Origin of the sequence: Rhodanobacter sp. B04 (assembly GCF_002001125.1) — a bacterium.
GTDB lineage: Bacteria > Pseudomonadota > Gammaproteobacteria > Xanthomonadales > Rhodanobacteraceae > Rhodanobacter.
Genome location: NZ_MUNV01000012.1, coordinates 239,492 through 264,628, shown reverse-complemented (window position 1 = coordinate 264,628; position 25,137 = coordinate 239,492). Strand labels below are relative to the sequence as shown.

The following is a 25,137-nucleotide window of genomic DNA, read 5'->3' as shown; positions in this document are numbered from 1 at the left end:
ACTATATATATGTCCGGCGCCGCAAGTGCCGGTGGTTCGCTTCCGGAAATCCCGCTTCATGGCAAAAAACCTGCTCATCGTCGAATCACCGGCCAAGGCCAAGACGATCAATAAATACCTCGGCAAGGACTTCCAGGTCCTCGCCTCCTACGGTCACGTGCGTGACCTGAAGCCCAAGGAGGGGGCGGTCGACACCGAGCACGGTTTCACCATGGCCTACGAGGTGATCGAGCGCAATGAGAAGCATGTCGACGCGATCGCCAAGGCCGCCAAGCTGGCCGACGACATCTATCTGGCGACCGACTTGGATCGCGAAGGCGAGGCGATCAGCTGGCACATCAGCGAGATCCTGAAGGAACGCGGCCTGACCAAGGGCAAGCAGCTGCACCGGGTGGTGTTCTCGGAGATCACGCCGAAGGCGATCAAGGCTGCGGTGGCCGCGCCGCGCCAGCTCTCGCACGACCTGGTCGATGCACAGCAGGCGCGGCGTGCACTGGACTACCTGGTCGGCTTCAACCTGTCGCCGGTGCTGTGGCGCAAGGTGCAGCGCGGTCTGTCCGCCGGCCGCGTGCAGTCGCCGGCATTGCGCATGATCGTCGAGCGCGAGGAAGAGATCGAGGCGTTCCAGGCGCGCGAATACTGGACGATCGAGGCACAGCTGAAGCACGCCGATGGCGATTTCAGCGCACGCCTGAGCCGGCTCAACGGCAAGAAGTTCGAGCAGTTCGACCTCACCAATGAAGCGGACGCGCACGCCGCCCGTGCGGCGCTGAAGCAGGCCGCCCATGGTCGCCTCACCGTCAGTGACGTCGGTTCCAAGGAGCGCAAGCGTCGCCCGGCTGCGCCGTTCACCACTTCCACCCTGCAGCAGGAGGCCGCGCGCAAGCTCGGCTTCACCACCAGCCGCACGATGAAGGTGGCGCAGGGGCTGTACGAGGGCGTGGCGCTCGGCGACGAGGGCAACGTCGGCCTGATCACCTACATGCGTACCGACTCCACCATGCTCGGCGACGACGCGCTGGCCGAGCTGCGCCAGCTGATCGTGCGCGATTTCGGCGCGCACGCGCTGCCGGACGCGCCGCAGGTCTACAAGACCAAGTCGAAGAACGCGCAGGAAGCGCATGAGGCGATCCGCCCGACCTCGGCAATGTACACGCCGAAGTCGATTGCCGCCTACCTCAACGACGACCAGCGCAAGCTGTACGAGTTGATCTGGAAGCGCACCGTCGCCTGCCAGATGATCCACGCCACGCTGAACACCGTCTCGGTGGAATTTGCACTGCGCGATGTGGCGGGCGGCGACGCCTCGTTCCGCGCCAGCGGCACCACCGTGATCGATCCGGGTTTCCTCGCCGTATACGAGGAAGGTCGCGACCAGAAAACCGAAGAAGACGACGACGAAGGCCGACGCCTGCCGCGGCTGGCCGTGGGTGAGCAGGTGCCGTTGCACGAGATCGCCGCCGACCAGCATTTCACCGAGCCGCCGCCGCGCTATTCCGAAGCGAGCCTGGTCAAGGCGCTGGAAGAACACGGCATCGGTCGCCCGTCGACCTATGCCAGCATCATCCAGGTGCTGCAGAACCGCGAATACGTCCTGCTCGACAGCCGCCGCTTCAAGCCCAGCGACGTCGGCCGCGCGGTCAGCAAGTTCCTCACTGCGCATTTCACCCGCTACGTCGACTACGACTTCACCGCGAAGATGGAAGACGAGCTCGACGCGGTCAGCCGCGGCGAGGAAGCCTGGGTGCCGCTGATGGAGCGCTTCTGGCTGCCGTTCAAGCAGCAGGTGGACGAGAAGACCGAGTCGGTCGATCGCAGCGAGGCCACCGGCGCGCGCGAACTCGGTAGCGACCCGAAAACCGGCAAGCCGGTGTCGGTGCGGCTGGGCCGGTTCGGGCCGTATGCCGCGATCGGCACCAAGGACGACGAGGACAAGCCGACGTTTGCCTCGCTGCGCCCGGGCCAGAGCATGCACACGATCACCCTGGCCGAGGCGCTGGAGCTGTTCAAGCTGCCGCGCCAGCTCGGCCACGCGGAAAACGGCGACGAAGTCAGTGTGGCGATCGGCCGCTTCGGCCCGTTCGTGAAGCAGGGCGGCACCTATGCCTCGCTCAAGGCCGAGGACGATCCGTACACGATCGAACTGCCGCGTGCGCTGCAGATCGTGCAGGAAAAGCTGGAGATGCTGGCGAACCGCCTGATCCTTGATTTCGGCAACGGCGTGCAGGTGGTGAACGGCCGCTACGGCGCGTACATCACCGATGGCGAAAAGAACGCGCGCATCCCGAAGGAGCAGGAGCCGAAGGAGCTGACCGAGAAACAGTGCCTCGAGCTGCTGGCCGCGGCGCCGGTAAAGAAGGGGCGCTTCGGCAAGAAGACCGCGACGAAGAAGGCGGCTGCAAAGAAGGCGCCGGTCGCGAAGAAGGCTGCCGCCAAGAAGGCCGCCACGAAAAAGGTCGCGAGCAAGAAGACTGCCGCGAAAAAAGCCACCGCCAAGAAGACAGCCACCAAGAAGGCTGCCGTGAAGAAGGCGGTGGCGAGCAAGGTCGGCGCCTGAGTGCTGCGCCGGTTCACTCTTGCCGAGCTGGATGCCGCTGCCGCGCTGCTGCACGGCGGTGGCGTGCTGGCCTATCCCACCGAGGCGGTATTCGGCCTCGGTTGCGATCCACACAACCGTGCCGCGTTCGAGCGGCTGTTTGCGCTGAAGCAGCGGCCAGCCACCCAAGGCGTGCTGCTGATCGCTGCGGAGTTCGCCCAGGTCGAGCGTTACATCGACCTCGCCGCCGTACCGCAGAACGTGCTGGCACAGGTGCGGGCGAGCTGGCCCGGGCCGTATACCTGGATCTTTCCACGCACGGCCGAGGTGCCGGCCTGGGTCGCCGGTGACCATGCCGGCATCGCGTTGCGGATCAGCGCGCATGAGCCGGTAGCTGCATTGTGCCGGGCGTTCGGCGGCGCGCTGGTGTCGACCAGCGCCAACCCGCACGGCCACCCGCCGGCGCGTTCGGCGACCGTGGTGCGCGACTACTTCGGCGTTGCGCTGGATGGCGTGCTGGACGCGCCCTTGGGGGGGCAGGCCAGCCCGACGGTGATCCGGGATGCGCTGTCGGGCGCTATCATCCGTGGCTGAACGTCCAGGGGACGCGTCGGATCGAAAGTCGCCATGCGACAGCTGAACCGTTGCGGGACGATCACCGCTGCCGTTCACGCCCGCGTCCATCCGCGGGGGCGATGCTGTTGCCCTGGCACAACGATTCGATAAGTCAGGGAGACGTGCGTGGCCATCGTTTACGACACTTACCGGCGTGAAGCGCCATCGCGGTTGCCGTTGCTGAGCGCAGCCGATGCCGCGCGGGTGCTGGCATGGCGCAACGGCCGGGCGGTGAGTGCCGCGCAGTTTCTGGCGCATGTGCACCTCGTGGCCGCCGGGCTGCCCGCAGCCACGGCTGCCGTGAACCTGTGCGAGGACCGCTACGCTTTCCTGGTGGCGTTCTGCGCGATCGTGCTGCGCGGCCAGACCAACCTGCTGCCTTCGTCGCGTGCGCCGCAAGCCGTGGATGAGGTGATGGCCGCCCATCCGGGTTGCTACGCGCTGGGCGAGCTGGCGCTGGATCCGGCCCCGCAGGGTTACCGGCAGATGCCATCGCTGGAGACCGAACTGCCGGGCGCGATGGATGCGACATGGCCGTTGATTCCGGCCGACCAAGTGGTGGCGATCGGCTATACCTCAGGCTCCACCGGCACGCCGAGCGCAAACCGCAAGACCTGGCGCAGCTTCCATGCCAGCAATGCCGGCAACCTGGCGATGCTTCGTGCAGCCGTCGGATCGCATTTCACGGTGGTCGCCACCGTGCCGTCACAGCACATGTACGGCATGGAGATGTCGGTGCTGCTGCCGCTGCTCGGCGAAGTCGGCGTGCATGCGGGGCGACCGTTCTTTCCGGCCGATGTGGCCGCTGCGCTGGCGGCGGTACCGGCGCCAAGGGTGCTGGTGACCACGCCGGTGCATTTGCGTGCGCTGGTGGAGTCGGGCATGGCGTTCCCGCCGATCGCCGCGATGGTATCGGCCACCGCGCCGTTGCCGGTCGAGCTGGCCCAGGCTGCCGAGCAGTGCTTTGGCGCGCCGCTGTTCGAGGTGTTCGGTTCCACCGAGACCTGTGTCTTCGCCAGCCGTCGTCCCACCGCGGACGAGGATTGGCTGTTGTACGACGGCGCCGTCCTGCATCCGCAGCCGGACGGTACCGCGGTCGAGGCGCCGCAGCTGACGGCGCCGATCACCCTGGCCGATATCGTCAGCCTGTCGGACGGTGGACGCCGTTTCCGCCTGCGTGGTCGGCATGCCGACATGCTGGAGATCGCCGGCAAGCGGGCTTCGCTGAGTGACCTCAGCCGGCGCCTGCTGGCGATACCCGGGGTGGAGGACGGCGTGGTGTTCCAGCTCGATGGCGGCGACGCGCTCGGTATCCATCGGATTGCGGCGCTGGCGGTGGCGCCGGGGCTGGACGAGCACGTGATCCTTGACGCGTTGCGCCGCGCGATCGACCCGTTGTTCCTGCCGCGCCCGCTGCGCCTGGTGGCCGCGCTGCCGCGCAACGAGACCGGCAAGCTGCCGCGGGCGGCGCTGCTGGAGCTGCTGCAACATCACGACTGAAGGCCAGCACGACTGAAGGCACGCACGATTGAGGGCACGCGGCAGCGTTGCGCGGGCGATCCGCCGCAGCCGCTACAATGCGCGCCTGCGTCGCGTGGCGCATCGGTGGTTCTCGGAGTGCGGGCATGAAGGTTCTGGTGATCGGTAGCGGCGGGCGCGAGCACGCCTTGGCGTGGAAACTCAGGCAATCGTCGCAGGTCGACGAAGTGATCGTCGCGCCCGGCAATGCCGGCACCGCGCATGAGCCGGGCGTGCGCAATGCCGATGTCGCGATGGACGATCTCGACGGGCTGCTGCAGCTGGCTAAGCGTGAAAAGATCGGGCTGACCGTGGTCGGCCCCGAAGTGCCGCTGGTGGCCGGTGTGGTCGACCGCTTCCGCGGTGCCGGCCTGCGCATCTTCGGCCCGCGTGCGATTGCCGCGCAGCTGGAGGGCTCCAAGGCGTTCGCCAAGGATTTCCTGCAGCGCCACAACATTCCGACGGCGCGTTACGCGGTGTTCACCGAGTTGAATCCAGCCCTGGCCTACGTGCGCCAGCACGGCGCGCCGATCGTGATCAAGGCCGACGGCCTCGCCGCCGGCAAGGGCGTGGTGGTTGCGCTGACCTTGTCCGATGCGGAGCTGGCGCTGCACGACATGCTCGGTGCGCACAGTTTCGGCGACGCCTCTGCGCGGGTGGTGATCGAGGAATTCCTCGATGGCGAGGAGGCCAGCTACATCGTGATGAGCGACGGCAGCCATGCGCTGCCGATGGCCTCGAGCCAGGACCACAAGCGCCGCGACGAGGGCGATCTGGGCCCCAACACCGGCGGCATGGGCGCGTACTCGCCGGCGCCGGTGGTCACGCCCGAGGTGGAGCAGCGCATCCTGCGCGAAGTGATCGAGCCGACCTTGCACGGGATGGCGGCCGAGGGTGCGCCGTTCATCGGTTTCCTGTATGCCGGCCTGATGATCGACAAGGCCGGCAACCCCAAGGTGATCGAGTTCAACGTGCGCTTCGGCGATCCGGAAACCCAGCCGATCATGCTGCGGTTGAAATCCGATCTGGTCGAGCTGATCGATGCGGCACTGGACGGTCGCCTGGAACACACCCAGGCACGCTGGGACGCGCGTCCGGCGATTGGTGTGGTGATGGCCGCCGCGGGTTATCCCGGCAGGGTGCGCAGCGGTGACTTGATCGATGGTCTCGATGCCGCCGCCGAGGGCGACTGCAAGGTCTTCCACGCAGGTACCCGGCTCGATGGCCAGGGCCGTGCCGTCACAGCGGGCGGCCGCGTGCTGACGGTGTGCGCGTTGGGTCGCGACATCGCGGCCGCCCGCGAGCAGGCTTATGACGTGGTCAGGCAGATTCGCTACGAAGGAGCCTTCTGCCGCCGGGACATCGCCTATCGGGCCTTGCATCGCCCATGAAGCTTGCCTGGCCGCCGAATTCGCGGCGGCGATCGGTGCGGATTCGCCGCGGACCTGGCCAAGCAGGAACTTGCGTACGCCTACGCATGGTAGGCCATTGGCTGGGTTGACTTTTCCGTGCCGAGTCTTTTGGGCTATGCTAGGAACTTCCCCCGCGTAGAGCCGCGGCGCACAGGCGCCTGACAGCTTTCGTGCTTGCTTTCACGTTTGATGAGGTTTTCCCATGCGCAAGAAGGTTTTGTCGCTGATGTCGATTGCAGCGTTGGCATTGGCCGGCTGCAACAACGCTCCTTCCACGTCGTCGGATGCGGGCGCAGCTTCTTCCGCCTCGACGGATACGGCTACGGCTACGACAGCCAAGATTGCCAATGAGGTAAGCGGCACGATCTCGGTGCGTGGATCCATCCAGCCATCGGCCACGGCCCAGCTGGTGATCAACCTGCTCGACGTGTCGTCCGATGCGGCAGGCGCTGCCCCTCTGGCGAGCAAGACCTCCCCTGCAGGCACGTTCCCGCAACCGTTCCAGCTGACCTTCAACCCGGCCGATGTGAAGCCGGATCATCTGTACGTGGTGAAGGCCGTCCTGACCGACGGCGAGCGTCACTACGTGATGCCGATCCAGGCGCCGGTGCTGGCCAAGGGCGAAAAGAACGACGGCGTCTCGATCGAACTGGTCGCCGAGCAGACCGAAGGCGAGAAGGTGCTGGCGGCGTTCACCGCGGACCAGAAACAGCTCGGTGCGATGAAGGTCACCCATGGCACCAAGCTCGAGCCGAATGCCTCGCGTGGCTGGCAGCTGTTCCGCCAGGGCGGCGAAATACAGTTCATCCGTGAACTGGTCGACTACGGCGACAAGGGTTTCACCAGCACCGACTATGCCTTCAAGGGCGGCAAGGTGTGGGCGATCGTGCAGCAGACCATGGCCAGTAGCGGTGCCAAGCCGAGCTCGATCGATCGCGCCGGCTGGAGCGACGACGGCAACCTGGTGCTGAAGCAGCATCAGGTCGGCAACGACGTGCAGGTGCTCGACGACGATGCGGCGGCGAAGCTGCACAAGCAGGCGATGGACATTCTCAGCCTGGCGACCGGCGGCAAGAACAAGTAAGCCGTCTGGACCACTGGATATGAAAAGGCCGCCCGCATTTGCGGGCGGCCTTTTTGTTGCCAAGACGGGCAGCGGTCAGAAGCCGATCTTGAAGCCCATGTTGAGGCTGTTGTATTTCTGGCTGTTGTCGCTGAAGCGGCCGCTGTAGCCGATCCAGCTGCTCACGTTGGGCGTGAGCTGGGCGGACAGCCCGAAGCTGGCGGTGCCCCAGGTCTTGTCCGGCACGAAGCCGGCCAGCGCGAACGAGCCGTTCATGGTGTTCAGGCCGGTGCTGATCTCGCGCGGATCGGCCTTGCTGTCGTGGTTCCAGGCCAGCTCCACGTACGGCGCCATGACCAGGTTGCTGACCTGCCATTGGCCCTGCAGGCGCCATCCGAGGGTGGAGATCAACGCCTGGCGGTGCTGGCTGCCGAACCACATGGCGGTGGCGTCGCTGCCGTTCTCGCTGTAGCTGTCGACGTCGATGTCCTGCCACTCGAGGTTCGCGAACGGACCGGTCTTGAGGCTGCCGACATCGAACCACCAGCCACCGGTGAGGCCGACACCGCGATGCGAGCCATTGGTGTTGCCGGTCTCCACGGTGCGTGCCGCGCCGATCTGGAAGCTGCGATCGATGTCGTCGAAGCTGGATTCGCCATAGCTGGCGTAGCCGCCGACATAACCGCCACCGGCATGGTAAGTGAGGTAGCCCAGGCCGGAGTAGTCCTTCAGCGTGTAGCCTCCGTTGCCCGGCATGTTGGCATTGTTGCGCGCCATGCCGAAGGCGACGCCGCCCGAGAGATTGTCGCTGGGCTTCAGGTCGACGCCGAGGGTGAGGTTCAGGTTGTTGCTGTTGGTCTGCGGCGAGCTGAGGCTGCCATCGAAGCGCTGCTGGGCGTAATCGATGTTGACGAAGGCGCGCTGGGTCGCGCCCAGGCTGTCTTTCAGCATCTGGTCGCGCAATACGCCGGTCTGTTCGGTGGCAGAGGCCAGCGGCGCCTCGCCGAGCAGCGAGACCTGTCCGGGCGCGGCCAGTTCCGACAGCACCACTTGCGACAGCATGGCGTGTGCGGCCGTGGTCGGGTGCACGCCATCGGCAAACAGATAGGTCTGATCCGCGCCGGGTGCGACCAGGGTGCTGCCATCGCAATCGTGCGAGCTGGAGGTGGTGCAGGCCGGCGTGGTGATGTTGGTGAAACCGTACTTGGAGGGGTCGGCCACCACCTGTTCGAACAACGCATAGGTATTGACCGCCAGCGTGTGCGAGCCCAATCCGGCATTCAGTGTCTGGTTGTAGGACTGCGACACGCTGGTGAGGAAAGCCTCGATGCCCGGCACCACCGCTTCATTCTGGTGTGCCGAGGGCGTATCCCCGATATTGGGCAGGTTGAACACCACCAGGTAATTCGCGCCGGCCTGCTTGAGCTGGTTGATCAATGCCAGCTCCTGGGTGGCGGCGGCATTGATGTTGGCGGTTGCCTGCGCTGCGGTTTCGCCGGCCCCGGGAATGATGGTGCCGATGCCGTACTGGGTCGAGTGGTAGAAAATGTCGTTCGCGCCGCCCCAGATCATGTAGAGGCTGTTCGGGTCGGCCTTGGCGCCATTGGCAAGGTAGCCGGTGACCTGCTGGGTGATCGTCGGGATCGACGGATCGGGACCGTCATCGTCGGTCACCACGCCGGCACCGCCGTAGGCAAAGTCACTGCCGCTCACGCGCGACGGCTGCAGGTTGAAACCGTAGTGGCCGGCGACCAGCTGCACGGTGACCGCACCGGGATTCGTGGTGAACTTGGAATACTCGTTGAGCGAGGTCGAGAAGAACTGGCCGGTATCGCTCAGGCTGTCGCCGAATACCACAACGTTGTCGAACGGACTCGACCCGGCGTGCGCGACACCAACACAACCCAATGCCAGAGCCAGGGCGCTGGCGATTTTGCGCGGATGGAACATGGTGACACTCCTGTATTCGTTAACGAGAAGTTAGGCAGGACGTATCCTGAAGCATTCCATACGTAAGCGCATGCTGCGCTGCAGCCAGGAATGCCGATCATCCGGACGGGGGCCTGGAGGTCCTCGTTCAGCGTTTTATGGCGCGCGACAAGGCATCGGCAAAGGCGCTGTTGGCCGGCGCCGCGACAGGTTTCGGAGCACCGCCCGAAGACGCGCCACGCGTCGCGCGCTGGCCACCGGGATGATCGCTGCCGCTGGCCGGGCGCCCCGGGCGTGCCTGCCCGGGCTCGTCGTCGAGCCGCATGCTCAGGCCGATGCGCTGGCGCGGCAGGTCGACCTCCATCACCTTGACCTTGACGATGTCGCCGGCTTTCACCGCGTCGCGCGGATCCTTGACGAAGGTGTGCGACAGCGCGGAGACGTGCACCAGGCCATCCTGGTGCACGCCGATGTCGACGAACGCGCCGAACGCGGCGACGTTGGTGACGCGGCCTTCCAGGATCATCCCGGGCCTGAGGTCCTTCACGTCCTCGACGCCCTCGGCGAAGCTCGGCGCGACGAATTCAGGGCGTGGGTCGCGGCCGGGCTTTTCCAGTTCCTTCAGGATGTCGCGCACGGTGGGCACGCCGAATTTATCGTCGGTGAACTGCTCGGGTTTCAGGCCACGCAGGAAGCCGCTGTCGCCGATGATGCTTTTCACCTCGCGGCCGCATTGCGCGATGATCCGCTCAACCACCGGATAGGCTTCCGGATGCACCGAACTGGCGTCCAGCGGGTTGTCGCCGTTCGGCACGCGCAGGAAGCCGGCGCACTGCTCGAACGCCTTGTCGCCCAGGCGCGGCACCTTGAGCAACGCCTTGCGGTTGGGGAACGGACCATTCGCGTCGCGGTGCTTGACCACGTTCTCGGCGACCGACGCGGACAGGCCGGCCACGCGCGACAGCAGCGCGGCGGAGGCGGTGTTCACGTCCACCCCGACCGCGTTGACGCAGTCCTCGACGCGCGCATCCAGCGCGCGCGCCAGCTTGATCTGGTTCACGTCGTGCTGGTACTGGCCGACGCCGATCGCCTTCGGCTCGATCTTCACCAGTTCGGCCAGCGGATCCTGCAGGCGGCGTGCGATGGAGACCGCACCGCGCAGGCTCACGTCCAGCTGCGGGAATTCCTTGGCCGCCAACTCCGACGCGGAATACACCGATGCCCCGGCTTCGCTCACCACGATCTTGGACAGCTTGGCGTCGGCAAGCTTCTTGATCAGCTCGCCGGCCAGCTTGTCGGTCTCGCGCGAGGCGGTGCCGTTGCCGATCGCGATCAGGTTCACGCCGTGCAGCTTGCACAGCTTCGCCAGCGAGACCAGCGACTCGTTCCACTGCCGGCGCGGTTCATGCGGGTAGATCGTGTCGGTGGCAAGCAGCTTGCCGGTGGCATCGACCACGGCCACCTTCACGCCGGTGCGAATGCCGGGATCGAGGCCCATCACGGTCTTCGCACCAGCCGGCGCGGCCAGCATCAGGTCCTTGAGGTTGTCGCCGAACACGCGGATCGCTTCGTCCTCGGCGCCTTCGCGCACGCGGCCGAACAGGTCGAGGGTGAGATGCAGGTGCAGCTTCACCCGCCAGGTCAGGCGCACGGTCTCACGCAGCCACGCATCGGCGGCACGGCCGCGGTTGTGGATGCTGGCGCGCGCGGCGACACGGCCTTCGCCTTCGACATGGCCCTGTTCGCTGTCGGCCGCCGGTGCCAGCTCCAGTTCGATGATCCCTTCGTTGCGCGCTCGCATCAGCGCCAGCAGGCGGTGCGAGGGAATCTTGCCGATCGGCTCGACGTGATCGAAATAGTCGCGGAATTTCGCGCCTTCGTTCTCCTTGCCCTCGACCAGCTTGGCGCGGATCTGGCCCTGCGCCCACAGCCAGTCGCGCAACTCGCCGACCAGGTGCGCATCCTCGGCGATCGACTCCATCAGGATCGCGCGCGCGCCATCGAGCGCGGCGCGTGCGTCGGCAACGCCTTTCTCGGCATCGACGAACTTTTCGGCGAATGCCTCGGGCGTCAGCGTGGGGTCTTCACGCAGGCCCAGTGCCAGCGGCTCCAGCCCGGCCTCGCGCGCGATCTGCGCCTTGGTGCGCCGCTTCGGCTTGTATGGCAGATACAGATCCTCCAGCCGTGCCTTGGTGTCGGCGGCGAGGATGTCGCTCTTCAACGCGTCGCTCAGCTTGCCCTGTTCCTCGATGCTGGCGAGGATCGCGTCGCGGCGATCCTCCAGTTCGCGCAGGTAGTGCAGGCGCTCTTCCAGCAGGCGCAGCTGGGTGTCGTCGAGGCCGCCGGTGACTTCCTTGCGGTAGCGCGCGATGAACGGCACGGTGGCGCCGCCATCGAGCAGGTCGACGGCCGCGTGAACCTGCTCGGGCTTGGCGGCGATGTCCAGGGCAATGCGTTGTTCGATGCTGAGCATGGGTGGCTTTCTGTTCCTTGCAACGGCGCGCCGCGCCGCGGTGAATGGGATCGAGCCAGCGATGATAGCAAGCCGTCTTCGGGCCTCATCGGCACAGGCTGGTGCACAAATGAGAACGGCGCCACAGCTGGACTGCGGCGCCGTGCATGGACAGCGCCGAATCAGGCGTTGAACGAGTTGCGCTTGTCGGGCGAGGTCTCGATCGGCTTGAACTCGCTGGCCCGGCCGTTGAGCACGAGGGTGCTGCAGATGATGTCGTGCAGGCCCTGCTTGCGCTGGGTCCAGGCGACCATCAGGAAGCCGATGAAAAAGATGATGGCACTGAGGAACTTGGCCGGGTAACGACCCAGCGCACGCAGAAAGCTGATCCGGTTGCCCTGCAGGTCGGTGACCCGGATACCGAGTGCCAATTTGCCCACGGTGGCCTGCCAAGCCGAGCTTTCGCACAAGGCAAAGTACAGCAGCGCCAGTGCAAAGGTGACCAGGGATGTCCCCGCCATCGACGAGTAGAACTGACCATAGGCTGCCAGCATCGCATGCGGGTCACCCGGTGCGGCCAGTATGGCCTGCCGCAATGTTGCTTGAGCCGCATCCCCGCCCATGGCCTTCATGATGAGCATGTTCGGTATGTACAGGATGATCACATCGAGGATGTAGGCAGCCACCCGCTTCCAGAAACCGGCATAGTCCTCCAGCGCGGCGGCGGTGGTCTGCGGCAGCGACTGCAGAGGTGCGGAGGGTGCTGAATATGGGTTGTCGGCCGCTGGTGGCGCACTGCGCACCTCATCGGGAAACAACACGGAAAGCGGTTGCCAATCGGCCAGGCCTTCATACCAGGCCAGATCCTCGCGGCTGATCTGGCCGCTGCGCAGCCACTGACGTACGTCCTCTTCCTTGTAGGGGCCGTGCCGTTCACCGTCCCGACCGATCCAGATTTCCATCGTGCGCGCTCCCCATGCTGGTCAAAGTGGGCATGATGCCATGAGTGTCGCCGGATGCTGCATGCCGTAAGTCCCTGTGGCTTGGGCAACGAACAGACTCAGGCCGCGTGGCGTTTCAGGTGCACCAGCAGCAACGAGATCGCGGCGGGGGTGACGCCGCTGACGCGCGCTGCCTGCCCGATCGTGGCCGGCTGCGAGCGCTTCAGCTTCAGCAGTACTTCGGCGGAGAGGCCGCGGACCTTGTCGTAGTCGAAGCTGGCGGGAATCGTCATGTGCTCGTGCCTGCGCTGGCGCTCGACCTCTTCGCGCTGGCGCTCCAGATAACCGGAATACTTGGTCTGCACCTCGACCTGGGCGGCGACGTCGTCGCGCTCCACGGCGGGGCCGAGTCCGTCGACGCTGGCGAGTTTCGCGTAGTCCAGTTCCGGCCGACGCAGCAGGTCCAGTGCATTGGTCTCGCGGCTCACCGCGATGCCGAGTTGGCGTTCGATCGCCGCGCCCAAGGCATTGTTCGGTGCGGCCCACAGCGCGCCGAGGCGCTGCGTCTCGCGCTCGACCGCCGCGCGCTTCATGCGCAGCGCGTCGAAACGCGCCTGCGGCACCACGCCCAGCGCATGGCCCGTCTCGGTAAGCCGCAAATCGGCGTTGTCCTCGCGCAGGTGCAGCCGGTATTCGGCGCGCGAGGTGAACATGCGATACGGCTCGATGGTGCCGTTGCTGGTGAGGTCATCGATCAGCACGCCGATATAGGCTTCGTCGCGGCGCGGATACCACGGTGCGTCGCCCTTGACGGCGAGTGCCGCGTTGAGACCGGCGATCAGGCCTTGCGCGCCGGCTTCCTCGTAGCCGGTGGTGCCGTTGATCTGGCCGGCGAAGTACAGGCCGGGAATCGTCTTCGTCTCCAGCCACGGATGGAGACCGCGCGGATCGAAGTAGTCGTATTCGATCGCGTAGCCCGGGCGCGTGATGTGGGCATGCTCGAAGCCCTTGATCGAGTGCACCAGCGCCAGCTGCACGTCGTACGGCAGCGAGGTGGAGATGCCGTTCGGGTAGATCTCGAAGGTGTCCAGCCCTTCCGGCTCGATGAAGATCTGGTGCGAGGATTTCTCGGCGAAGCGCACCACCTTGTCCTCGATCGACGGGCAGTAGCGTGGGCCGATGCCTTCGATCTGGCCGGTGTACAGCGGCGAACGATCCAGCGCGCCGCGGATCAGCTCATGCGTGCGTTCGCTGGTGTGGGTGATCCAGCAGCTGACTTGGCGCGGGTGGTCGCCGCGTGAGCCGAGATAGGAGAACACCGGTGCCGGATCGTCGCCACGCTGTTCTTCCAGTTCGCTGAAGTCGATGCTGCGCAGGTCGATGCGCGGAGGCGTACCGGTCTTCAGCCGGTCGGCGGCCACCGCCAGCTCGCGCAGTTTGGCAGCCAGCGTGCTGGCTGGCGGATCGCCGGCACGGCCGCCGGCGTACTGGGCCGGGCCAATATGGATCTTGCCGGCCAGGAAGGTGCCGGCGGTAAGCACCACCGTGCGTGCGCCGAACGAAAGGCCCATCTGGGTCACCACGCCGGTGACGCGGCCGTTCTCGATGATCAGGTCGTCGACCGCCTGCTGGAACAACTCCAGGTTCGGCTGGGTCTCGACGATGCGGCGAATGGCCGCCTTGTAGAGGGCGCGGTCGGCCTGGCAGCGGGTGGCGCGCACGGCCGGGCCTTTCGAGGCGTTGAGCGTGCGCCATTGAATACCGGCGCGATCCGCCGCCTGCGCCATCGCGCCGCCCAGCGCATCGATTTCCTTGACCAGGTGACCCTTGCCGATGCCGCCGATGGCCGGGTTGCAGCTCATCTGGCCGATCGTCTCGATGTTGTGGCTGAGCAGCAGGGTACGTGCGCCGACACGCGCGGACGCCAGCGCCGCCTCGGTGCCGGCGTGGCCGCCGCCGATCACGATGACGTCGTAGTGGGTCGGATGGCGCATGGAATTGCCCTGGTCGTGCAAAAAGTGACAAAACGGGGCGCTATGGTAACGCCATCAACACTTTGCCGGCTGATACCAGTGGCTGGCATGCTTCCTGCTTGATAAAACCAGCACTTCCACGGGCAGACGCTGCGCGACTACGCGCGCCGAGATCGAACGGACAGGGGTTCGATCGCGTACCGGGGAAGGAAGCAAGACGGCACCTTTCGGGGTGCCGTCGTCTTTTGCGGGATCCGAAAAAAATTTGACGAGGCCCAAAAGACAAGGCCCCGCGGTTGCTGGCCGCGGGGCCTTGTGCTGATAGATCTGGCGCCCGGCGGTCTCAGGAACAGGGGGAATCCAGGATGACCGTATTGCCGAGCGCCAGAAACCGGAATCTTGCTGGCGCAGACAGCGAACGCTGTCGCGGAACGTGGGTCGATCTTCACCGAGTACGCGTGAACAAGGGGTGACTGAAAAGGGGGTTTGTGTCGGGCCGCGGCAGCAGCTGACGTGCCGCGTCAGTCGCGTGATGAAGCCTGCTTATCGACTGTGATGCGCATCACACATTGGCACGGGCGATGCATTCTCCTCATCACCAACACGAACCCACGCGAAGGAGACATACCATGGACATGAACTTCAACTTCGAACCGGTTTATCCGCATCACGATCTGCTGATCGAGATTGGCCAGGTCGAGATGGCGATGGACAGCCTGGGCGACCGCGAAGAGAAAGAGCGCGGTGCATTGCAGCCGGGTCTGGAGTCGCGCATGCACAGCCTGCTCGAAGCGCTGGATCATCTGGCCGTCTGAATCATCGGCTGCCAAGGTGTGGCGTGAGCTAGCCACGCACACCGGGAAGACAAGCCAGGGAAGACCGCCCAAGGCAGGGGAACGACCCGCCTGCCCCGGCCCAGCTCAGTGATTGAGCACGTTGCCGATGATCTCGGCCAGGTTGCGCGAAAGGCCCTCACGTCCGGCCAGTCCGGCAATCGCGGCACGGGCTGCCTCGCGCCGTTGCGGTTCAAGCCGCTGCCAGCCGTTGAATGCCGTGGCCAGTCGCGCCGCAACCTGGGGATTCAGTGCATCGAGTGTGACCAGCCGCTCGGCAAGCAGGCCGTAACCGGCACCGTCGGCGCGGTGGAAGCCGCTGGGATTGCCGCGCACGAAGGCGCCCAGCAGCGCCTGCACCCGGTTCGGGTTCTTCAGGGTGAACGCGGTGTCGCGTTCCAGCAGCAGTACGCGTTCCAGTGCCGCATCGCCGGGCAGCTGCGCCTGCACCGCAAACCACTTGTCCAGCGCCAGGGCGTTGTCGGCATAGCGTGCGCGATAGTCCGACAGGGCCATGGTTGCCTGTGCTGCATGGCCGCGCACCAGTACGGTGAGCGCGGCGAGCCGGTCGGTCATGCCGGGCGCGTCGCGATACTGGGCTGCCGCCAGGGTGCTGGCATGGGCGCTGTCCAGCAGGGCCAGCAGCTCCAGCACGCGGCGCTTGAGCCGGCGCTGCGCCTGGCTGAGCGCATCGAGCCCGATGCTGGTATGCGTGGCGAGTAGCTGATAGCGCTCGCGCAGGGCTTCGGCGCCCAACTCCTCGGCAAGCCGCAGCTGCAGGTTCTGGCGCAGCGCATGGATGTGCTGCGGGTCGATCGCCATCTCGCGTTCGGCCAGCTCGATCTCGCCCGGCGGGGTCAGCAGGTCGGCCAGCAGTGCATCGTCGATGGCGCTGTCGTGGAACAGCTGTGCCAGCGTTGCGCACCAGGCCTGCAGGGCGCCATCGGCACTGCCGTCGCGCAGGTTTTCATAGGCGCGGGTAGCGAGCTGCTGGCCAGCCTCCCAGCGATTGAAGCCGTCGACGTCATGGCGAAGCAGCAGGGCCAGCTCGTCCGGCGTGTAGTCGTACTCCAGGATCACCGGTGCCGAGAATCCGCGCAGCAGGGAGGGCACCGGGGACGTGACGACATTGCTGAAGACGAAGCTCTGCCGCGCCTGCGTCAGCACGACGATGCATTCGCTTTCGTTGCCGGACGTCTGGCCGTCCAGACGCAAGGGCAGCATGTCGCCGTTGTGCGTGAACAGGGCCAGCTTGACCGGAATCGGCAAAGGCAGCCTGGATTCATGGTCGACGCCCGCGGCGGGCGTGTGCTGTGCCAGCGTAAGCGTGAATTCATGGCCGGCGGCGTCATAGTGGCCGTGCGCCTTCAGGTGCGGCGTGCCGGCCTGGGCGTACCAGGCCAGATAGGGGGAGAGGTCGATCCCGTTGGCGTCGCCCAGGGCAGCGAGAAAATCTTCCAGCGTGGCGGCGCTGCCGTCGTTGCGATCGAAGTAGCGATCCATGCCACGCCGAAAGCCGTCCTTGCCCAGCGCGCCGGCGAGCATGCGCACCAGCTCGGCGCCCTTCTCGTACACCGTGGCGGTGTAGAAATTGTTGATCTCGCTGTATTGCGCGGGACGTACCGGATGCGCGAGCGGGCCGGCGTCTTCCGGGAATTGCGCGCGGCGCAGCAGGGCGACGTCCTCGATGCGTTTCAGTGGTGCCGAGTTCATGTCGGCCGAAAAGCTCTGTTCACGGAACACGGTGAGGCCTTCCTTCAACGACAGCTGGAACCAGTCGCGACAGGTGACCCGGTTGCCGCTCCAGTTGTGGAAGTATTCGTGCGCGACCACCGCCTCGACATGCCGGTATTCGTCGTCGGTGGTCGAGTCCGGATCGGCCAGCAGGCATTTCGCGTTGAAGATGTTGAGGCCCTTGTTCTCCATCGCGCCCATGTTGAAGTCATGCGTGGCGACGACGTGGAACACGTCCAGGTCGTAGTTGCGGCCATAGGCCTGCTCGTCCCAGCGCATCGAGCGTTCCAGCGCGTCCATCGCGTAATGGCAGCGGTCGATCGCATCGGCTTCGGCCCAGATCTTCAGCTGCACGGCGCGGCCGTCGGCGGTGACATAGTCGCGCTCGATGTTCTCAAGCCGGCCTGCGACCAGCGCGAACAGGTAGCTGGGTTTCGGGTGTGGATCGACAAAACGCGCCCAGTGCCGGCCGCCTTCCAGTTCACCGTCGCCATCGGGGTTGCCGCCGGCCAGCAGCACCGGAAAACGCGTACGGTCGGCACGCAAGGTGACGGTGTAGCGCGACTGCACGTCGGGCCGGTCGGGAAAGAAGGTGATGTGGCGGAAGCCTTCGGCCTCGCACTGGGTCAGCAGGAAGCCTGCCTCACGTGAGCCGGACAGGTACAGGCCTTCCAGCGCGGTGTTCGCAGCCGGGCGCAGCCGCACGCGGGTTTCCAGCACGCTGCCGTCGCGCGCACCGTCGACCTCCAGCACGTTGCCGACGTAGCGGTACGCCGTGGCTGGCAGCGACTGGCCATCCAGGGCGATCGACAGCAGTTGCAGGCTTGCGCCGTCCAACCGCAGCGGCGTGGCCTGCGTGGGATCTCGTCGAAGCAGCAGGCGGGCGAACACTTCGCTGGCGTCGATGCCGAGATCGAAATCCAGCTCGACCGTCTCGACGCGCCAGGCAGGTGCGCGGTAATCGCCAAGACGGATCAGCGCAGGGGTTTGCTCGGAAGGTGCGTGCATGCGGACAACAGTGGGTGGGGGATTGATCAGGCTAACATGGGGCGCTTTAACGGCAGGAGAACCCCGAGATGCCATCGAACGCAACGCGATATGCCGCCGAGCGTGCCCAGCTCGGCGATCAGGAGATTGTGGTGCTGGCCGATCCCGCTGGTGGGCGGCGCCTGCGCATCGCTCGGCATGGCGCGGTACTGCTCAGCTTCGAGGTGGCACGGGATGGAGCCATGCACGATCTGGCCGACGGCTACCGCGACGCGGCCGAAGTGGCCAGCCGGCCCGGCTCGCGTTTCGCGATCATGGTGCCGTTCGCCGGGCGGATTGCCGATGCACGCTATCGTTTCGACGGGCAGCCGCAGGACCTGCAGCCCGGCGTCGTCGGTGCCGCGCGCGCCAGTCGGCATGGCTTTGTGCGCGACGCGGAGTTCGACATCACGACACTCGAGGCGGATGAGCATGCCGCACGGGTGACGCTGGCGACCGCCATGATCCGGCCGCAACCGGGTTATCCGCACGCGATCGATCTGGCGGTGACCTTCACGCTGGATGCCGGCGGCCTCACGCTGGAGGCGCGCATGCGCAATGTGGGCAACGGCGTGGCGCCCTGCTTCTTCGGCTGGCATCCGTACTTCCGCGTGGCCGAGCACAGTACGGTCGACGGCTGGCAACTGCAGATCCCCGCGCAGGCGCTGATCCGCACCGATGCCGACTTGATCGCGCTGCCCGGCATGGCCGCGTATGTGGCGCTGGACGAGGCGCCGGCGCTGGATTTCCGCGAGCCAAGACTGCTCGGCGACAGCATTCTCGACCAGGGCTACACCGATCTGGAAGCCGATGCCGATGGCCGTATCCGCACCCGTCTGCGCGATCCGTCCAGCGGACTGGCCATTGCAGTGTGGCAGGAGCGCGGCGTGATGCATGCGTTCACCGCCGACACGATCAGCCGCGATGCGCGCCGCGCGATCGCGCTGGAGCCGATGGAATGCATGGCCGATGCATTCAACCGGCCCGAATGCGCCGAGGCGATCCGTCTGCTGCCCGGTGCCGAGCGCAGTTTCCGTTGTGGCGTGGAGGTCGAGTTGTCATGAGTCATGAACTGGGTGCGTTGCCGAGTTTCGAACAGATCCGCGATGCCGCCGCGCGCATCGCGCCGCATGCGCGGGTCACGCCGGTATTGCGCAGCGATGCGTTGGATGCGCTGAGCGGCGCCGAGCTGCACTTCAAGTGCGAGAACCTGCAGCACGGTGGCGCGTTCAAATTCCGCGGAGCCTGCAATGCGGTATGGGCGCTGGGTGACGCACAGGCCGCGCACGGCGTAGTCACGCATTCCTCCGGCAATCATGGCAATGCGCTGGCGATGGCCGCGGCCACCCGCGGCATCGCCGCACATGTGGTGGTGCCGGAAGGCGCGGTGCGCGCGAAGATCGCGGCGATCGAGCGCGCCGGCGCGATCCTGCATCGCTGTGCGCCGACCCAGGCCGCCCGCGAGGCGATGACCGCCGAAGTGGAAAAGACCACCGGCGCGGTGCTGGTGCATCCGTATGCCGACACCCAGGTGATGGCCGGGCAGGGCACCGTCGTGTTGGAGTTGTTGCAACAGGTGCGCGGACTGGATGCGCTGATCACGCCTGTGGGTGGCGGCGGTCTGGCCAGCGGTGCGGCAATCGCGGCGCATGCGATCCAGCCGGCGCTTGCCCTGTTCGGCGCCGAGCCACTAGGTGCCGACGATGCCGCGCAATCGCTGGCGCACGGTGCCCGCGTCACCAGCGTGGTACCCGATACGCTGTGCGACGGCCTGCGTGCGCTGGTCGGCGAACGCAACCTCGATGCCTTGCGCGCCCATCGGGTGGACGTGATCACCGTCAGCGACGCGGAAACCATCGCGGCGATGCAGCTGCTGTGGTCGGAGCTCAAACAGGTGGTGGAAGTGTCCAGCGCCACCGTGCTGGCGGCGATCCTGCAGCAGCGCGAGCGCTTCGCCGGACGCCGCGTCGGTGTGGTGCTGACCGGCGGCAACGTCGATCTGCAGGCATTGCCCTGGTATTAGAGCCTGCCATGCGAAAACCGGGGTCAGGCCACCTCGGCTGACGTGGCGTTGCCGGTTTGGCCCGCGTCGGCGACGGTTGCGACTGGTGCTGGCGACTTGTGTTCGAAGATATGCAGATCCAGCTGGCTGACCGGAATCGGCCGGTAGCCTTCACCGAACGCCACTTCGCGGGGCGTCCAGCCCTCGATGCAGCGTACCGCGCCCCAGAAGCGCTTCAGCGCCGCCCAGTGCAGGCCGACCAGGCCGTGGTCGTTGTCGGCATCGACGACCGGGTCGCCCACACCGGTCGGCCGCAACGGTTCGCCGTACAGCGAGGTGCCGAACAGCACGTCCCAGATCGAGAACACCTGGCCGTAGTTGCAGTTGTGCAGCGTGGGCCGTTCGGGATCGACCAGCATGTGATGCAGGCGGTGGAATTTCGGATCGACGAACACCCGCTCGAACACGCGGCCGAAACCGATGCGCGTGTTCGTATGCGAGAAGTTCTGCACCAGTTCGCCGAGCAGCATCAGCCACGCGAACTCGTCCGGATCCACGCCGATCACCAGACCCACCACGGCCAGGAGCATCGACTGGATGAAGCCATCGACCAGACTGCCGCGATCGTTGGTCCAGCAGCTCATCTGGCGCGTGCTGTGATGCATGCTGTGCAGCGCCCACCACCACGGGATCGCGTGCTGGGTGCGGTGCATCCAGTAGTACACGAAGTCGTAGATGACGTAATAGACCCCGAACAGCACGAACGGGTGCTGGTTGAACCACGGCACCCAGTGCGTCAGCGCCAGCGGCGAGCCGGTGCTCGAGGTGGTGCTGTCGGCACCGCCGAACAGATGGCTGAACGGGGTCAGCACCAGGTAGGTGAACAGCGGGAAGATGCCCAGCAGCATCAGCAGCGTGTAGTTGCGATCGACCAGGGTCAGCCTGCGATCGGCCCACTTTTCGGCCGGAAACCAGGTCTCCAGCGGACGGAACAGGAAACCGATGATGCCCACCTGCAGCGCGGCGATCATCAGCGACGCGGCGATGTCGTCGGGATCGCCGGCCAGCCCGTCCAGATGCAGCACATCCAGGAAGGGCACGACTGCATGGCTGCTCAGCCAGCTGACCCCGTGAGCCCACCATTGAGACAAATCGAACATCGGCATTTCTTCGGTTTCGGCAGCGTTGCATGATATCGCTGCACGCAGGCCCGCAGGCTGAATGGCGGGCTCAGCCGCGTTGTCGTGCACCGATGCCGCTGACCGCCACCAGCCCCAGCAACACCAGCGCAATGCCGAACACTTCCAGCATGGACAGTTGCTCGTGCAGGATCATCCAGGCCAGCAGCACGCTGACGATCGGCACGCCGAGGCTGGACAGGCTGGCCACCGTGGTGGGCAGTCGTTGCAGCACGATCGACCACAGCCACCAGGCCACGGCGGAGGCCAGCACCACGCTGTAGGCGAGGGCGCCGACGAAGGCCCAGTTCCAGTCGATCGGGCGCTGCGGCACCGCCAGCGCCACGATGCCCAGCGCCATGCCACCGGCCAGCATCTGCCACGCGGTCAGGTTGAGCACCGAGAGCGCCTGCGTGCGGAACAGGCGCTTGCTGAGCACGGTGCCGGCCGCCCAGGCGGCACCGCCGGCAATCGCCAGCGCGGTGCTCACCACGCTGCCCATGCGATGCCATGGCTCGATGATGCACAGCAGCCCGAGCGCGGCCAGCGCCAGCCCCAGCCAGTGCCGTCGGGTCGGCCTGTCGCCGAGCAGCAGCCACGCCAGCAGCACGGCCCAGAACGGCATGGTATAGGCCAGCAATGCCACATGGCCGGCGCCGCCGTCGAGCAGCGCCCACTGCTCCAGTCCCTGGAACGCGGCGGTCTGGCACAGGCCGATCAGGATCGTCGGCAGCAACGGCGGCGGCTGCATCGATTGCCGCGAAACCAGCAGGGCTGCGAATAGAACGGCCGCGCCGAGCAGATAACGCAACGCGGCGAAATCGAACGGCCCCGCATGCGCCAGTACCTGTTTCATCACGACCCAGCTGTAGGCCCAGATCAGAATGGTGACGAGCAACGCGGGCACGGCACTGCGCCGCGGTGATGAAAGAAGGGACATGACGGAACAGCCGGAAGGGAGCGACAAGTCTAGCGGTGTCGGCTAGGGTGTGTCGGCGTACCCACACCTAACGTTGCCTTTCTCACTCCATGCCTGCCATGACCAAGCCATCCGATCTGCCACGCTGCCACTGGGCCACCAGCAGCGATGCCCTGATGTGCGACTACCACGACACCGAATGGGGCACGCCGCTGCACGACGATCGCGCGCTGTTCGAGTTCCTGTGCCTGGAAGGCGCGCAGGCCGGTCTGTCCTGGCGCACCGTGCTGGCCAAGCGCGAGAACTACCGCAAGGCCTTCCACAACTTCGAGATCGCCCGCGTCGCGGCGATGAAGGATCGCGAACTGGAAAAGCTGCTGCTCGACCCCGGCATCATCCGCAACCGCCTGAAGGTCACGGCGACGCGCGACAACGCGAGAGTCGCGCTGGAAGTGATCGAGGAGTTCGGCAGCCTGGACGCCTATCTGTGGTCATTCGTCGACGGCAAACCATTGGTCAATCGCTGGCGCGACAAGAGCGAAGTGCCCGCCAGCACCGAGTTGTCCGACCGCATGAGCAAGGCGCTGAAGAAGCGCGGCTTCCGCTTCGTCGGCACCACGATCTGCTATTCGCTGCTGCAGGCCACCGGGATGATCAACGATCATCTTCTGGGGTGTTTCCGTCACCGGGGCTGCAAGGTCTAGCAATCGGATTGCGGATCGTGCGGCCGAGCATGGATGGCTGTGACGAAGCATCCGGTCATCTCGAATGACTGGCTTGAAGCACCTCGCCGGAATGACGATGCAGGTTGGGTTTTCGAGGCTCCCGTCAGCGCTTCTGCAAGCCCATCTGCACCAACAACGGCGCAAAGCGCGCGTCGTTGCGCCATTGGTCCGCACTCGATACAACGGCAGGCAGCATCAGGTGGTCGTGATCGGCCACGGCACGCGACAGGCTTGCCAGTGACTTGCGGTCATCGCCCAGTTGCGCATACAGCAAGGACAGCGAAACCCCGGAGACGTATTGCGTGCGGCTGCGCGATTCCAATGTCGCCAGCTGCTCCCTTGCGCCGCCCTGGTTGCCGGTGAGGCTTTGCGCCAGTCCCAGCACGGCCAGATAGCTCGATGGGTGTGGTGTCGGCGTCAAGGCAATCGCGGCCTGTGTTTCCTGCAAGGCCTCGCTGTCATGGTTTTGCGCCATGTAGGCCTGGGCCAGGAACAGATGCGTCAGTGCAAAGCGGGGATCAAGCGCAATGGCATCACGGTATTGCGCCACGGCGGCATCGACCTGGCCGGTATACAGCAGCGCCCGGCCCAGGTCGGCATTGATGATCGGTGACAGCGGATCCAGGTCGTGCGCACTGCGCATCTGCGCCAGTGCGGTATTCACGTCGCCGACGAACCACAGGTACATGGCGTACCACTGGTGGGTGGTGGCATCGCTTGGGTCGAGCTGCAGCGCCAGCTTGAATTCGCGTTGTGCCGGTGTCCATTCCCAGTGCTCCTCGTACAGCAGGCCGAGCACGGCATGCGCGCTCGCCAGCTGCCCATCGAGGGCAATCGCCTTGTTCGCTGCGGCCAGGGCATCGGCGTAATGCGTGTCGGGCGGGGCGTCGCTGTTGTAGTCGCGCAGTATCGCGTAGGCGACGGCCACGCCGCTCCATGCCGGCGCATAGCCCGGATCGGAGAGGATCGCGCGCTGGAAATACACGATGGCCTTTTCGATGTCGGGCGTGGTGCGCCGATTCAGGTACTCCAGCCCGACCAGGTAGAAATCGTGGGCGGCGGGATTGATGCCCGAGTGGGTCTGCAATGCGGCTAGGGTGCGCGTGTCCAGTTTCGGGCGCAGTTCGGTGATCACCGCCTTGGCAATCTCGCCCTCGACGTTGAGCAGGTCGCCCGAAGCGGCGTCGTATTCGTCCGACCATGATTCGTAGCCGTTGCCGGCATTGACCAGCGCCACGCGCACCCGGATGCGTGCACCCGAGCGCTGCACGCTGCCCTCCAGCACATTGGCCACGCCCAGCGCGCGAGCCGCTTCGCGAACGTCGACCGGCCTGTCGCGGAACAGGAAGGTCGAGGTGCGTGCGGCGACGCGCAATTGCGGAAACCGGCCAAGCTGGTTGATCAGCTCCTCGGTCAGTCCGTCGCTGAGATACGGCATGTCGTGCCCGGCGTCCATGTCCAGGAATGGAAGTACGGCGATGGTCACCGCGCCCGTGACGTCGGCAGGGATCACGGCCTGCCGCGTTGCGGCCGCCGATGGTCGTGGTGCCGGATGCTGCCACCACAACAGGCTGGCACCCGCCGCCAGCAGCACTATCAGCACCATCAGCAATCCGGGCCAACTGCGCCAGCGGGAGTGATGCGACATCCTGCGGGACCGATCCGGTACTGCAGCAACGGGCAACACGGCCCGGGCCGGATCGGCGGACGTCGGAATATCCACCGGCAACGGTGTCGCTGCCGCGGGATCTTCACGCATTGCCTCGACGGGCGTTGGCCGCAGTGCCGGTTCCGTTGCCACGGTGGGCATGCTCGCCGTTTCGACCGGAGCGACCCATTGCAGGCTGCGGCCGTACAGCGTGCGGATCACCGATTGATGCTCGCCGTCGTCGTCGAGCGTGCGACGCGCCTTGTGCACCAGTTGCCGCAGGGTGGCGTCGCTGACCGGCCGCGGTCCCCACAATGTATCGATGATCTCGCGCCGGTCCAGTGCGCGATCCCGATGTCGAATCAGCAGCACGATGAGGTCGAGGACCCGGTCCTCGACCTTGATCTCCACCCCGTCACGCAACAGCCGGCGCTGCCCAGGCTCCACCACGAAGTCACGGCAACGCCAGCAAGCCGACGCCGGCACCGATACCGGGTCATGAGACGTCCGCTCCATGAACCACCCCCCGCTATGCCCCCATCATGCCACCGCAAGCGCAGGCTGGCGTAGTGACTGTCCGCGCGCGAATACGGTTGTCATGACGGGTAATAACGCGACATAACGCTGGGTAAC

18 protein-coding genes are annotated in these 25,137 nt (G+C 65.9%); 9 read left to right on the top strand and 9 right to left on the bottom strand.

Going from position 1 to position 25,137, the window contains the following annotated elements:
• Positions 1 to 58 precede the first annotated feature (58 nt).
• The 4 genes from B0E46_RS12085 (at position 59) to purD (ending at position 6,060) form a co-directional block, all read left to right on the top strand.
• The gene (locus B0E46_RS12085; RefSeq protein ID WP_077556028.1) at positions 59 to 2,557 is read left to right on the top strand and encodes a DNA topoisomerase I; all 2,499 of its coding nucleotides are present in this window, start codon (positions 59 to 61) and stop codon (positions 2,555 to 2,557) included.
• Positions 2,558 to 3,130: a Sua5/YciO/YrdC/YwlC family protein gene (locus B0E46_RS12080; protein WP_077556027.1), complete on the top strand. Its 573-nt coding sequence runs from the start codon at positions 2,558 to 2,560 to the stop codon at positions 3,128 to 3,130. It abuts the gene before it with no gap.
• A gap of 147 nt (positions 3,131 to 3,277) precedes the next feature.
• Positions 3,278 to 4,651 carry an AMP-binding protein gene (locus tag B0E46_RS12075; RefSeq protein WP_077556026.1) on the top strand — a complete coding sequence of 458 codons (1,374 nt, stop codon included), beginning with the start codon at positions 3,278 to 3,280 and terminating at the stop codon, positions 4,649 to 4,651.
• A 125-nt stretch (positions 4,652 to 4,776) separates the two neighbouring features.
• Positions 4,777 to 6,060, top strand: coding sequence for a phosphoribosylamine--glycine ligase (gene purD, locus B0E46_RS12070; protein ID WP_077556025.1), 1,284 nt, complete (start codon positions 4,777 to 4,779; stop codon positions 6,058 to 6,060).
• Between the two features lie 201 nt (positions 6,061 to 6,261).
• Here purD and B0E46_RS17995 read toward each other — a convergent pair whose 3' ends face one another.
• Positions 6,262 to 6,465: a hypothetical protein gene (locus B0E46_RS17995; RefSeq protein ID WP_254425143.1), complete on the bottom strand. Its 204-nt coding sequence runs from the start codon at positions 6,463 to 6,465 to the stop codon at positions 6,262 to 6,264.
• Here B0E46_RS17995 and B0E46_RS12065 point away from each other — a divergent pair.
• Entirely contained in the window at positions 6,452 to 7,165 is a 714-nt protein-coding gene (locus B0E46_RS12065; RefSeq protein ID WP_254425142.1) for a DUF1481 domain-containing protein, read from the top strand. The genes B0E46_RS17995 and B0E46_RS12065 overlap by 14 nt on opposite strands.
• Positions 7,166 to 7,240: 75 nt before the next feature.
• Here the strand turns inward: B0E46_RS12065 and B0E46_RS12060 are convergent, their stop codons facing one another.
• The 4 genes from B0E46_RS12060 to mnmG form a co-directional block, all read right to left on the bottom strand.
• Positions 7,241 to 9,094 carry an autotransporter domain-containing protein gene (locus B0E46_RS12060; RefSeq protein ID WP_077556023.1) on the bottom strand — a complete coding sequence of 618 codons (1,854 nt, stop codon included), beginning with the start codon at positions 9,092 to 9,094 and terminating at the stop codon, positions 7,241 to 7,243.
• 127 nt (positions 9,095 to 9,221) lie between these two features.
• A complete protein-coding gene (locus B0E46_RS12055) occupies positions 9,222 to 11,546 on the bottom strand; it encodes a Tex family protein (protein WP_077556022.1) in 2,325 nt (774 codons plus the stop codon).
• 161 nt (positions 11,547 to 11,707) lie between these two features.
• The gene (locus B0E46_RS12050; protein ID WP_077556021.1) at positions 11,708 to 12,487 is read right to left on the bottom strand and encodes an RDD family protein; all 780 of its coding nucleotides are present in this window, start codon (positions 12,485 to 12,487) and stop codon (positions 11,708 to 11,710) included.
• 98 nt (positions 12,488 to 12,585) lie between these two features.
• On the bottom strand, positions 12,586 to 14,460 hold the full coding sequence (gene mnmG / locus B0E46_RS12045) for a tRNA uridine-5-carboxymethylaminomethyl(34) synthesis enzyme MnmG (protein ID WP_077556064.1): 1,875 nt from the start codon (positions 14,458 to 14,460) through the stop codon (positions 12,586 to 12,588).
• A gap of 608 nt (positions 14,461 to 15,068) precedes the next feature.
• On the opposite strand from mnmG, the gene B0E46_RS12040 reads away from it, so the two are divergent.
• Positions 15,069 to 15,254 carry a hypothetical protein gene (locus B0E46_RS12040; RefSeq protein ID WP_077556020.1) on the top strand — a complete coding sequence of 62 codons (186 nt, stop codon included), beginning with the start codon at positions 15,069 to 15,071 and terminating at the stop codon, positions 15,252 to 15,254.
• A gap of 105 nt (positions 15,255 to 15,359) precedes the next feature.
• Here the strand turns inward: B0E46_RS12040 and pepN are convergent, their stop codons facing one another.
• A complete protein-coding gene (gene pepN, locus B0E46_RS12035) occupies positions 15,360 to 18,014 on the bottom strand; it encodes an aminopeptidase N (RefSeq protein WP_077556019.1) in 2,655 nt (884 codons plus the stop codon).
• A 68-nt stretch (positions 18,015 to 18,082) separates the two neighbouring features.
• Here pepN and B0E46_RS12030 point away from each other — a divergent pair, with 68 nt between their 5' ends.
• Both B0E46_RS12030 and B0E46_RS12025 read left to right on the top strand, forming a co-directional pair.
• The gene (locus tag B0E46_RS12030) at positions 18,083 to 19,096 is read left to right on the top strand and encodes an aldose epimerase (RefSeq protein WP_077556018.1); all 1,014 of its coding nucleotides are present in this window, start codon (positions 18,083 to 18,085) and stop codon (positions 19,094 to 19,096) included.
• Complete coding sequence (locus B0E46_RS12025) at positions 19,093 to 20,055, top strand: pyridoxal-phosphate dependent enzyme (protein WP_077556017.1); 963 nt, start codon at positions 19,093 to 19,095, stop codon at positions 20,053 to 20,055. Before B0E46_RS12030 ends, B0E46_RS12025 begins: the two co-directional genes overlap by 4 nt.
• 23 nt (positions 20,056 to 20,078) lie before the next feature.
• On the opposite strand, the gene B0E46_RS12020 is transcribed toward B0E46_RS12025, so the two are convergent.
• Positions 20,079 to 21,194, bottom strand: coding sequence for a sterol desaturase family protein (locus B0E46_RS12020; RefSeq protein WP_077556063.1), 1,116 nt, complete (start codon positions 21,192 to 21,194; stop codon positions 20,079 to 20,081).
• 70 nt (positions 21,195 to 21,264) lie between these two features.
• A complete protein-coding gene (locus B0E46_RS12015; protein WP_077556016.1) occupies positions 21,265 to 22,152 on the bottom strand; it encodes a DMT family transporter in 888 nt (295 codons plus the stop codon).
• Positions 22,153 to 22,250: 98 nt separating this feature from the next.
• On the opposite strand from B0E46_RS12015, the gene B0E46_RS12010 reads away from it, so the two are divergent.
• Positions 22,251 to 22,835, top strand: a complete 585-nt coding sequence (locus B0E46_RS12010) for a DNA-3-methyladenine glycosylase I (RefSeq protein ID WP_077556015.1) — start codon at positions 22,251 to 22,253, stop codon at positions 22,833 to 22,835.
• Positions 22,836 to 22,959: 124 nt separating this feature from the next.
• On the opposite strand, the gene B0E46_RS12005 is transcribed toward B0E46_RS12010, so the two are convergent.
• Positions 22,960 to 25,020, bottom strand: a complete 2,061-nt coding sequence (locus B0E46_RS12005) for a tetratricopeptide repeat protein (protein WP_077556014.1) — start codon at positions 25,018 to 25,020, stop codon at positions 22,960 to 22,962.
• Positions 25,021 to 25,137 lie beyond the last annotated feature (117 nt).